The organism is Burkholderia sp. AU45388, assembly GCF_030481585.1.
In the GTDB taxonomy this organism is placed as follows: domain Bacteria; phylum Pseudomonadota; class Gammaproteobacteria; order Burkholderiales; family Burkholderiaceae; genus Burkholderia; species Burkholderia sola.
Map to the genome: position 1 here is coordinate 49,582 of NZ_JAUJPV010000030.1, position 11,423 is coordinate 61,004.

Genomic DNA, 11,423 nt, shown 5'->3' on the forward strand with positions numbered 1-11,423 from the left:
CGGGTTCCTGAACCGGCATTCCGTCACCGGCGGGCGCAGACGACGCAACGCGAGTCGAATGGCGACTGCCGCAAACGCCGCCGCGGCGAGCCGCGCCCGACCGACCCGCGATGCACGCGCGGGCCGTCGGCCGTCATGGAGTGTCGCGATGCGCGTCGCCGAGTACCGCGAGCAACATCCCGAAATCGAGCGGTTTCGACAGATGGCTGTCGAAGCCGGCCTTCGTCGCGGCCCGGACGTCGTCATGGCGATTGCGGCCGGTCAGCGCAACGGTCCGGAGCGTGGCCCAGCGGGGATCGGTCTTGATCCGCCGAAGCAACGCGTAGCCATCCATGTCGGGAAGCCCGATGTCGGACACGATCGCGTCCACGGTTGCCTCCTGCAGCATCGTCAACGCCGCGGCACCGCTTTTCGCGCTCTGGACCACCGCCCCCGCCAGTTCCAGCAGCGCGGTGAGCGACGTCGCCGTCTCCTGATCGTCCTCGACCAGCAGCACGCGCAGGCCGGCGATATTCCCCTCCGGCACGCCGCTGCCCGCAGACACGGCGCGCTCGGTCGATGCGGCCGGCAGCCATACCGTCATCGTGGTGCCGGAGCCCGGGCCATCGGACGCGGCGGCGATCCGGCCGCCATGCATTTCGACGAGTTGCCGAACGAGCGCCAGCCCGATGCCGAGACCGCCGCGGGTCCTGTCGCGCGGCGCCTGCCGGAACATGTCGAAGACATGCGGAAGCGTATCGCCGTCGATCCCCTGCCCGTCGTCGATCACGTCGACGCGCAGCATCTTGCCCTCGTGCGCGAGACGCACGACGATCCGGCCGTGCGGTTGCGTGTACTTGAGCGCGTTGGACATCAGGTTCCAGAAGATCTGCTCGCATCGCACCGGATCGGCGAGCGCGATGGCCGGCTCCGTCGGCAACTCCGTTTGCAGGACCAGGCCGCGCGCGTGCACGTCGAGCTCGCAGGTATCCGTGATGCCGCGCAACATCGCCGTCAGATCGACCCGGCCCAGCTCGAGCGCGAGCTTGCCGGTCTGGATGCGCGACAGATCGAGCAGATCGTCGATGATCTGCGCCTGTGCGCGCACGGCCTGCCGAATCGAATCCGCGGCTTCGCGCACGGCGGCAATGTCGCGCGTCTCCGGCAGGCGCGGCAGCATTTCCGCCTTGACGCCGATCAGGTTGAGCGGATGCCGCAGCTCGTGTGACAGCACGGCAATGAACTCGTCCTTCAGCTGACTCGAACTGAGCGCCTGCTCGCGGGCCGCCTGTTCCCGCGCGAGCGCTTCACGGTTCGCGTCGTCGCTCTGCTTGCGCAGCGTCATGTCGCGCACGATCTTCGCGAAGCCGTTGAACGACGTATCGGAAATCGGCGTGACGACGCCGCTACAGAAAATCCGCCGCCCGTCCTTGGTCCGGTGCCAGCGTTCGTCGTCCGCGCGCCCTTCGCGGGTCGCGATGTCGCGCTCGCGCGTCGGTACGAGCGCCTGTCGGTCGCTCGGCTCGTAGATCAGATCCACGTCCTGGCCGATCATCTCTTCTTCCGTATAGCCGAATATGCGTTCCGCGCCGGCGTTCCAGCTCACGATGGACCCGTTGCCGTCCTGGATGATGATCGCGTAGTCCTTGGTCGATTGCGCGACCAGACGCAGGCGCTGCTCGCCGGCTCGCGCCGCCTCTTCCGCGTGATGCCGGTCGGTGATGTCGATCAGCGTGATCACCGCGCCGTCGATGTGATCGTCCGCCGTCCGATAGGGCAGCAACCGCATCAGATACCACCGGCCAGCCTCGCTCTCGATCTCGCGCTCGATCAGCCGCAGCGACTGAAACGACTGCCGGACATCGTCGGCCAGCGTCGGATACCGCAGGGCATGGGTGATATGGAACAGCGACCGGCCCAGGTCCGAATCGATCAGGTTGAAAATCGCGGTGGCGTTGGGCGTAAACCGCTTGACCCGGATTTCCTTGTCGACGAACACGGTCGCGATCTCGCTCGACGCGATGATGTTGTGCAGATCGTCGTTCGCTTTCGCGGTGTCTTCGATCCTTGCCTGCATTTCGGCGTTGGCCGTCGTCAACTCCTCGTTGACCGATTGCAGTTCCTCCTTGCTGCTTTCCAGTTCCTCGCTCGTGGAACGCAACTCTTCGTTGATCGCCTGCAGCTCCTCGTTCGACGCCTTCAATTCCTCGACGGACGTTTCGTACTGCTCGATGATCGTCGCGAGTTGCTCGCGGCTGTGCTGCAGCTCCTGTTCGAGCTGGGCCAGCACCGGATCCTGCCCGCTCGTCTCGACCTGGTCCTCCTCCGTCATGCGGCCCGCCACCTCGTCGAACACGACGAGCAGGAATTCCGCATTCGCGACCTTGTCGTGAAACGGCCTGACCGTCATGTTGATCCACGACACGCGGCCATCGTGTGCCCATTTCACCCGGCGCGCCTCCACGCTCGTGCCCGTTTGCAGCGCACGGAAAATCGCGGTGCGCAGATCGAGCCGCAGATCCGGCAGCACCAGCGTCATGATGTTGCTCGACAGCTCGCCGCCGACGTGCCGCAGGAACCGGCCGGCGTTATCCGACAGATGAACGACGTTCGATTCCTTGTCGATGATGACGCTCGGCGGCGAATACGTTTCGAGGGCGCGCTGATGGAGCTCCGAATAGGAGAAGTTGCGTTGGGCCGGGCTGGCCGGCACGCGCAACGGCGGCTGCGGCGCGGCCCGCTCGTCGGATGCGCCGGATTCGACCTGGAACAGCGGCGGAAAGCCCGTGGCCGGCTTCGCGCGATGCGTGACGACGCGTGCACGGTAAATCCGGCGTTTCTTGTCCACGACGGCAAACAGATCGTCCGCCGCGTCGGCCGACTCCGCGGTGCCGAGGAACAGGTAACCGTTGGGGCGCAACGCGAAATGGAACAGCTCCAGGATTTGCCGCTGCACCGCGCGCTCGAGATAGATCAGCACGTTGCGGCACGAAATCAGGTCGAGATGCGAGAACGGCGGGTCGCGCAGCAGGCTGTGCGCCGCGAACAGGATGCGCTCGCGCACCGCCTTCGCGATCACGTAGTGCGCGCCATCCCGCGTGAAATACCGCTGCAGCAGCGGGGCGGGCACGTCGCTCGCGATCGACAGCGGGTAGGAACCGGTCCGCGCGCGGACGATCGCCGCCTCGTCGATATCGGTCGCGAAGACCTGGATGGCCTGGCTCGACATCGCGGCCTCGCGCGCCCGCGCCAGCAGCAGCGAGATCGAGTACGCCTCTTCGCCCGTCGCGCATCCGGCCACCCACACACGGACCTGCTCCTCGCCGGACTCCGACGCGAACAACGAGCCGATCACTTCCCGTTCGAGGAAATCGAAGGCTTCGCGATCGCGGAAGAACTGGGTCACGCCGATCAGCATGTCCTCCAGCAGCGCGTTCGCTTCTTCCGGCGTGGCCCGCAGGAAATCCCGATACGCGAGGAGATCACGCTGGCCGTTGACCTGCATGCGCCGCTCGATACGCCGCAGCACGGTCGCCCGCTTGTACAGCCGGAAGTCGTGGCCGGTGCGTACCCTCAGGTGCATCAGAATGTCGGAGAGCGCCCGTTCGGGATCGTTGATCGTCGGCCGCTCGACGTTGTGCAGCGATTGCGCGAATTGGAAGCCTTGCTGTTCGATGCGGCGCGCATTCGACCAGAGTTCGAGCAACCGTTGCGGCATGTCGGCCACCGGCAGCACAATATCGACACGCGCCATCGCAATCGCATGCTGCGGCATCCCTGCGTGCTCGGCGTCGTCCGGCGATTGTGCGAGCGTAATGCCGCCCGCCTCCTTGATGCGGCTCAAGCCCGCCGCGCCGTCGGAGCCGGTGCCGGACATCACGATGCCGACCGCGCGCCAGTCGTGCGCGTCCGCCAGCGTCCGAAAGAAGTGGTCGATCGTGAACGGAACCCCATCGGATGGATCCCGGCCGTGGCAACGAAGGCAACCGTCCGACATCTCGAGGTGCATGCCCGGCGCGATCACGTAGATATGGTTTTTCTCGATCGGTACCGTGGACGTCACCTGATGCACCGGCATGCCCGTCGTGCGCTGCAGGACGGCGTCCATATGACTGGCCTGTTCCGGCGCGAGATGGACGACGACGACGAACGCCATGTCCATGCCCGTCGGCGCATTCTCGAAAAAGGTCTGCAAGGCCGTCGTGCCGCCTGCCGACGCACCGATGCCCACGACCGGAAACGACAGATCGCTCTTCAACGTCGCGGGCGATGGAGGCTGCTCCTTGTGCGTAGGCGCTTGCCGTGCCATTGAATTCTCCTGACGGTGTTGCCGAACGTCCTGTGCCGGGCGCCGATCGATACCGGGTCGCATCGCCTCGCCCCGCCGTCCCGCGATCCCGCTGGGGATACTTCCCGCCGGGCGTCCATGCGCATTGTAAGACACCGCCAAGCGAGACCGGGCGCCTGACGAAAGGCTTGCAACCGGCGTGCGGCGGAGCGCCACGGCCGCATGCGGGTGTGTCACCGGAACGTCATTCGTACCGACATACCGTCCCCACCGGTGGCGAAACGCGATGCTTCCGGTCGATCGCCAGCGGGAACGAATCGTGCTCGTGCGTCGGCCCGTCGGATTCAATTTATTTCCTTTGACGGATGCCGTATTACCGGCGAATATTCGCGTCGATCAAGCGGTTAGTACCGCTCAAGAACAACATGAAACGATGCTCGCCCACGCAGTCGGGGACGTTACACTGCTTCGCCAACAGATACCTGATCGAAGGGGAAGAAATGACGCCGTTTTCCCAGGATGTGAGCATCAAACAAACCGCCGCCGTCTCCAAGGCCGCCACGCCGTCGCCCGTTTTCTGGAAAGCGGGGCCGATCGTCGAAGCCCCTCCGCCCGAGCCGAAATCCGCGACGCCGGACCTGCGCGATTTCTTCGCCGCCGCCGCGCTGCAGGGCTTGCTGTCGCGCGATGCCGGGCGCAACGTGTCGACGATCGCCGACTACGAATCGAAGCGCGCGATCAGCGCCTATCGGCTCGCCGACGAAATGCTGAAAGCGCGATGAACCGGCATGCCGGCCGTCGCCGGCCGGCCCGCGCGCCTCGCGTCATCCGGCTCGCGCGGCACCGCGGGGAACAGGAGCAGCCACGATCGTCCGGATGCTGACGCACCGGCCGTTCGGTTGCCGTCCAACCGCAACGTCATCGCGCCGATCAGCCCCGCCAGCAACGCGGCACGTCCGTCGCCGCGCATCGCCATCTTCACGAAACGCGCGTCACGCGCCAGCGTGACACGGCTCATGCGGCCGAAATGACAACCGCTTGAAAATCCGGCAACGAGGGTTGCAGATCACGCGACGCGCTCGTATTGCCGCCGACGCTGCCCTTCCCGCGTGCCGCGCCCTTGCATCGGCAACGGTCCGCCCCATACGCGAGAAACGACGCCTCGCGAACCGATCGCGCCTTCGTCATCCGGCGCCGGCTCGCGCCCGACCGGCCATCGTCTGCCGGCGTCGCGATGCGTTGCGTCGCACGCGTGCGAACGCCGCCAGCGTTCGTCGAAAGCCGCTCCCACGACACTGTGCACGCCGACCGGAATCGCGCCGCGTACCCGGGGTCGTCGGCCGGCCACGGGATCGATTCGTGCTGGGTCGCCACCGCGAATGTCGCGCAACCCTTTCCACGGAGATGCCATGTTCATCCACAACACACGGCTTCAGTACACGGTGCGCGTCGGCGCGCCGAATCCCGGCCTCGCCAATCTGCTGCTCGAGCAGTTCGGCGGCCCGCAAGGCGAACTCGCCGCCGCGATGCGCTATTTCACTCAGGCGATCACCGAGGAGGATCCCGGCCGCAAGGACATGCTGCTCGACATCGCCACCGAGGAGCTGAGCCATCTCGAGGTGATCGGCTCGATGGCCGCGATGCTCAATCGCGGCGCCAAGGGCGAACTCGCCGAAGCGGTCGACGAACAGGCCGAGCTGTACCGCAAGCTGCACGGCGCGGGCAACGACAGCCACGTGACGCAGGTGCTGTACGGCGCCGGCGCGCCATTGACGAATTCGGGCGGCGTGCCGTGGTCGGCCGCGTACATCGACACGATCGGCGAACCGACCGCCGACCTGCGTTCGAACATCGCGGCCGAAGCGCGCGCGAAGATCATCTACGAACGGCTCATCAACGTGACCGACGATCCCGGCATTCGCGACGCACTCGGCTTCCTGATGACGCGCGAGGTCTCGCACCTGAAGTCGTTCGAGAAGGCGCTGTATGCGATCACCGCGAATTTCCCGCCGGGCAAGCTGCCGCCGAAGGCGCCGTACGACAGCGTGTACTTCCGGATGCAGCCGGACGCGGCGCCGCTGGTCGGCCCCTGGAACCATGGGGAGGGCCTCGAAATCCGCGACGCCCAGCCGGCCGTCGACGGCGGCACCGGTATTGCCGAAGGAATGCTCGAGCCGCAGCAGGTAGACGCGGTCGATGCGATGGCGCAGCGGCTCGCGTCCGATCCGGACAGCGACCCGGTGACCGGTGCGGAACTGGGTGCAGGCCAGCCGGTCCCGCAGGGCCGCGCGCCCGGCAAGCCGGACGGCGGAGCCTGACCGGAAGCGCGAAGACGGGCGCTCGGGCGTCGGCGCGAGTGCCGCTTCGTCATGCGATGGATGATGAAATGACAATAGCCTGACACTGCAGGCGGCGAACGTTCGATGAACCGGCTGTGCGACGCACACTCCTCGTGAACGCACTCGCCATGGAACGCTCGGCGCGCGTCACGCGCCGGCTTCGCCGGACCCGGTCTGGTCGGTCTGGTCGGCCATCAGGTACTGGATGACCAGTGTCGGATCGGCGATGTCGAGAATCAGGCGGCGCATCACACGCTTGCGCATATGGGCGTCGTCCAGCGTCCACGGCCCCGCCGCGTCGCCAAGGTAGCGGGCGAGCGCGACGCGATGGTCGCCATCCGGAGGCAGGCCGAGCCGTGCCGCGAGCAGGCCCGCGATGACGTCGTCGAGTTCGACGTGCAGCGGCCTGGAATCGATCGAGAGTTCGAGCTTCATGGTCGGTCTCGCAAACATGAAAAAACGGCGCGGCGCGCCCCCCCGCTGTCGCGCGCGCCGGGAAAAGCCGCTCCGGCCAGCGGCTGTTCGACGATCGCAGGCGAACCTGCGACACCGGTCAGTAGCCGAGTTCGGGGGCGGGAGCCGGCTCGGCGCTGTCCTCTTTCGGCGCTTGCGCGACGGTCGCATCGGTCGTCAACACCAGGCTCGCGATCGACGCGGCGTTCTGCAGCGCGGTACGCGTGACCTTGGTCGGGTCGACCACGCCCGCATCCACCAGATCGCCGTACTCGCCGGTCGCCGCGTTGTAGCCGAAGTTCCCGGTGCCTTCGAGCACCTTCGAGATCACGACCGACGGTTCGTCGCCCGCATTGGCCGCGATGACGCGCAGCGGCGCCTCCAGCGCGCGCAGCACGATCCGGATGCCGGCGTCCTGGTCCGCATTCGCGCCCCGGATGTCCGACAGCGCCGCGCGCGCACGCAATAGCGCGACGCCGCCGCCCGGCACGATGCCTTCCTCGACCGCGGCGCGCGTGGCGTGCAGCGCATCGTCGACACGATCCTTCTTCTCCTTCATTTCGACCTCGGTGACCGCGCCGACCTTGATCACTGCCACGCCGCCCGCGAGTTTCGCGACACGCTCCTGCAGCTTTTCGCGATCGTAGTCGCTCGTCGCTTCGTCGATCTGCACGCGAATCGACTTCACGCGCGCATCGATGCGCGCCGCATCGCCCGCGCCGTCGATGATGATCGTATCGTCCTTGCGCACCTCGACACGCTTCGCACGACCAAGATCCTCGAGGGTGGCCTTGTCGAGCTGCTTGCCGGTTTCCTCCGAGACGACCGTCGCGCCGGTCAGGATCGCGAGATCCTCCAGCATGGCCTTGCGTCGATCGCCGAAACCCGGCGCCTTGACGGCGGCGACCTTCAGGATGCCGCGCATCGAATTCACGACGAGTGTCGCGAGCGCTTCGCCTTCGACATCCTCGGCGACGATCAGCAACGGCTTGCCGGCCTTGGACGCCGCTTCGAGGATCGGCAGCAGATCACGGACACTGGAGATCTTCTTGTCGTGCAGCAGAATCAGCGCATCGTCGAGATAGGCCGCCTGCTTCGCCGGATCGTTGATGAAATACGGGCTCACGTAACCGCGATCGAACTGCATGCCTTCGACCACGTCGAGCTCGTTCTCCAGCGACTTGCCGTCCTCGACGGTGATCACGCCGTCCTTGCCCACTTTCTCCATCGCATTGGCGAGGATCTTGCCGATCGCTTCGTCCGAGTTCGCGGAAATCGCACCGACCTGCGCGATTTCCTTGTGGGTCGAAATCGGCCGGGACAGCGTGCGCAGCTCGTCGAGCACCGCGCCGACGGCCTTGTCGATGCCGCGCTTCAGATCCATCGGGTTCATCCCGGCCGCGACGTGCTTCATGCCTTCCTGCACGATCGCCTGCGCGAGCACGGTGGCGGTGGTCGTCCCGTCGCCGGCCACGTCGGCCGTTTTGGACGCGACCTGCTTGACGATTTGCGCGCCCATGTTCTCGAAGCGGTCCTTCAGCTCGATTTCCTTCGCGACCGACACGCCGTCCTTCGTGATCACGGGCGCGCCGAAGCCGCGTTCGATCACGACGTTGCGGCCCTTCGGGCCGAGCGTCACCTTCACCGCGTCGGCCAGCACGTTCACGCCCTTGACGATCTGCTGGCGCGCGCCGTCGCGGAATTTCACGTCTTTTGCAGTCATTTTCCTGCTCCGGATACAGTCGTTGAACGGGATGCCGCGCGCATCGGGCAGCCACCCGTGCGACGCGGTCGAATCGGCATTCAGGCCGCTTTCCTGGCGGCCGGCGATTCGGGTTCGAGTACGCCCATGACGTCCTCTTCGCGCATGACGAGCAGTTCCTCGCCGTTCACCTTCACGGTCTGGCCTGCATATTTGCCGAAGAGAACCTGGTCGCCGACCTGGAGCTGCAGCGGACGCTGCGAGCCGTCCTGGAGTAGCCGGCCGCTGCCGACCGCAATCACTTCACCCTGCTCGGGCCGTTCGGCGGCCGAATCGGGAATCACGATGCCGGAGGCCGTCGTCCGCTGCTGTTCGATTCGCTTGACGATAACCCGGTCGTAGAGGGGACGAATCTGCATTTTCATCTCCTGAGCGATGAGATCACCTGGAAAAGGGAATCCGCTGGCGCCCGCACGCGCAAAGCTGCGATGCGCCGGCGTGCCGTCGATTGGCGAAAAGCGAAATAGTGGCGCGGGACGCGTGCTTCAAGAGGCCGAAAAAAGCCTGTTTGTAACAAAATGTTTCATCAAGGACGCGCCTTTTTGATGATCGTCGGTTGTCTCGCGACGCCTAGTGACGCGCGGCAAGAAGGCGTCGCCGGCCGCCGCACCGGGACATGCGAACCGTCGCGGAGCGGTGCTTGAAATCCGCGCTTCCCATCCTATTTTGGGTATCGCTCGAGCAGCCGCGGCTTATGCGCTGCGTGTTTCGATTTGTTTGTCAACGAGGCCTCTCGTGGATCGACGAACTGGAGCGCGTGGTCCGGTTCGTCCCCGTGCGAGGCCCAATCGGGAGCGAATCATGAACGATCCTTTCCTTGTCTTCGATCGGCTGCCGGAGGTCGGCCGCCGACCACGACGCGCCGCCCGCGCCTTCAAGGGTCTGCCGGCCGGCCTGCGGATGGCGCGCAACGGTACGGGCCGCGCGGCGCCGATCGGCGCTCGGGTACGTGCTGCCCGCAAGCCGTTCGCGTTGCGCGGCGCGGCCCAACCGGCCGCGATCGGCCGACCGAAGCTGCCGCGCCGTCGGGTCGCCGCGCGTGGGTGGGCGCTGCACCCTATTTCGTTTTTCTGGGCCGCGCCTAAGCGCGGCGGTGCCGTGCGCGACGGGGGGCAGCCATGCTGAGCCCGCACGAATTCGCGACGCTGATGCTGGTGTGCCAGGCACCGGATCAGCTCGACATGAATCGCGCCGAACTCGATGCGTTGCTCGAACGACAGCTCGTCATGCTCGAACATCGCGCGCCCGGCCGCCGACGCGCGTATCTGACGAAGAAGGGTCGATCGATTCTCCATGCGCTCGGGGCCGATATCGCTTCCCGCGGGAGCCACGGGGCGACGGCGAAGCGCGGCGGTCAAGGCGAAGCGCCCGGCGCGCTATCGGACGAGGCGGGATGACGCGGCTCGGTCGCCGACTCGGCGACCGACGTGCACATGGTCTGCCCGACGTACGCAGGGGCCGCGAAAACGCGCCGCCGACACGGAGCCTGCCAGCCGGCGACATACGGGCCCCGTGCGGCCTGCCTCATCGCGCAGGACGGGATCGAAGGCGCGCCGGCATGCGCGCCCCACGCGCCACATCCGTGGCTACCGACACACTTCCCCGGCCTCGCTCAGCCCCCGTGACGGCTCAGAGATCCAGCACCAGCCGTTCGCCGCGGCATCGCGACACGCACGGCATCATGCAATCGTTGCGGGCCTTTTCCGCCGCACTCAGGAACGCGTCCCGATGATCGGGCGTGCCCTCGAGCACGGTCGTCCGGCATGCGCCGCACACGCCCGCCTCGCACGACGTGGCGACCGCGATGCCGTGCTCGTACAGCACATCGGTGATCGACTGCCCCGGCGGCACGAGCAACGCGCGCCGCGAGCGCGCGAGCTCGATCCGGAACGCGTCGGCCTCGCCGTCGGCGGGCTCCGCGGCCGGCGCGGAAAAATACTCGTGATGAAGCCGCGCATCGCCGAGCGCCGGCCGCGCGATCGTGTCGACGGCCGCCATGAACGGCGCCGGTCCGCAGAAATACAGATGCGAGCGCGGCTCCATCGCGCCGACGATCGTCGCGATCGCGTCGCGGGTCGCGTCGGGCGTCAGCCCCGTGTGCACCGTCGCGACGTCCGCGAGCCGCGACGCGAGCGTCGCCCCGTACGCGGCCGCGTCGGCCGAACGCACAAAGTAGTGGAACGCGAGCGGCCGGCCCGCGCGCACCAGGCTATGCGCCATCGCGAGCAGCGGCGTCACGCCGATCCCGGCGGCGAGCAGCACGGCCGGGCTGTCGTCCGGCGCGAGCGGGAAGTAATTCAGCGGCGCGCCGATCCGCAGCACGTCGCCGACCCGGATCGCATCGTGCACGTATGCGGAGCCGCCGCTCGACGCCGGCTCGCGCTTGATCGCGATCTCGTACACGCCGTGCTCGACCGGATCGTTGCACAGCGAATACTTGCGCGTGAGCCCGTCGCGCAGATGCAGGTCGATATGCGCGCCGGCTTCGAACGCCGGCAGGCAGAGACTCGGCGCGTCGCTGACGAGCCGCAGCGAAATCACGTCGCACGCGACGCGCTCGCGCGCAATCACGCGCGCGGCAAGCAGATCGTTTTCGATCATT

The 11,423-nt window shown here is 66.8% G+C and carries 9 protein-coding genes; 4 read left to right on the forward strand and 5 right to left on the reverse strand.

All coding sequences use genetic code 11. From position 1 onward, the window contains the following. Positions 1-133 precede the first annotated feature (133 nt). Positions 134-4,288: a CheR family methyltransferase gene (locus QZM72_RS32280; RefSeq protein ID WP_301740135.1), complete on the reverse strand. Its 4,155-nt coding sequence runs from the start codon at positions 4,286-4,288 to the stop codon at positions 134-136. A 479-nt stretch (positions 4,289-4,767) separates the two neighbouring features. Here QZM72_RS32280 and QZM72_RS32285 point away from each other — a divergent pair, with 479 nt between their 5' ends. Together QZM72_RS32285 and QZM72_RS32290 are read left to right on the forward strand one after the other, a co-directional pair. Continuing rightward, entirely contained in the window at positions 4,768-5,049 is a 282-nt protein-coding gene (locus QZM72_RS32285) for a hypothetical protein (protein ID WP_301740136.1), read from the forward strand. A 627-nt stretch (positions 5,050-5,676) separates the two neighbouring features. Further along, a complete protein-coding gene (locus QZM72_RS32290) occupies positions 5,677-6,585 on the forward strand; it encodes a manganese catalase family protein (RefSeq protein ID WP_301740137.1) in 909 nt (302 codons plus the stop codon). Positions 6,586-6,753: 168 nt separating this feature from the next. Here the strand turns inward: QZM72_RS32290 and QZM72_RS32295 are convergent, their stop codons facing one another. From QZM72_RS32295 to groES, 3 genes are all read right to left on the reverse strand, one after another. Then, positions 6,754-7,041, reverse strand: a complete 288-nt coding sequence (locus QZM72_RS32295; RefSeq protein ID WP_179233559.1) for a hypothetical protein — start codon at positions 7,039-7,041, stop codon at positions 6,754-6,756. Between the two features lie 118 nt (positions 7,042-7,159). After that, positions 7,160-8,782, reverse strand: a complete 1,623-nt coding sequence (gene groL, locus QZM72_RS32300; RefSeq protein ID WP_301740138.1) for a chaperonin GroEL — start codon at positions 8,780-8,782, stop codon at positions 7,160-7,162. A gap of 80 nt (positions 8,783-8,862) precedes the next feature. Next, a complete protein-coding gene (gene groES, locus QZM72_RS32305; protein ID WP_006482399.1) occupies positions 8,863-9,180 on the reverse strand; it encodes a co-chaperone GroES in 318 nt (105 codons plus the stop codon). Between the two features lie 442 nt (positions 9,181-9,622). On the opposite strand from groES, the gene QZM72_RS32310 reads away from it, so the two are divergent. Together QZM72_RS32310 and QZM72_RS32315 are read left to right on the forward strand one after the other, a co-directional pair. Further along, the gene (locus QZM72_RS32310; RefSeq protein WP_301740139.1) at positions 9,623-9,946 is read left to right on the forward strand and encodes a hypothetical protein; all 324 of its coding nucleotides are present in this window, start codon (positions 9,623-9,625) and stop codon (positions 9,944-9,946) included. Continuing rightward, on the forward strand, positions 9,940-10,218 hold the full coding sequence (locus QZM72_RS32315) for a hypothetical protein (RefSeq protein ID WP_301740140.1): 279 nt from the start codon (positions 9,940-9,942) through the stop codon (positions 10,216-10,218). Before QZM72_RS32310 ends, QZM72_RS32315 begins: the two co-directional genes overlap by 7 nt. A 232-nt stretch (positions 10,219-10,450) precedes the next feature. Here the strand turns inward: QZM72_RS32315 and QZM72_RS32320 are convergent, their stop codons facing one another. Continuing rightward, positions 10,451-11,422 carry a PDR/VanB family oxidoreductase gene (locus QZM72_RS32320; protein WP_301740141.1) on the reverse strand — a complete coding sequence of 324 codons (972 nt, stop codon included), beginning with the start codon at positions 11,420-11,422 and terminating at the stop codon, positions 10,451-10,453. Position 11,423 lies beyond the last annotated feature (1 nt).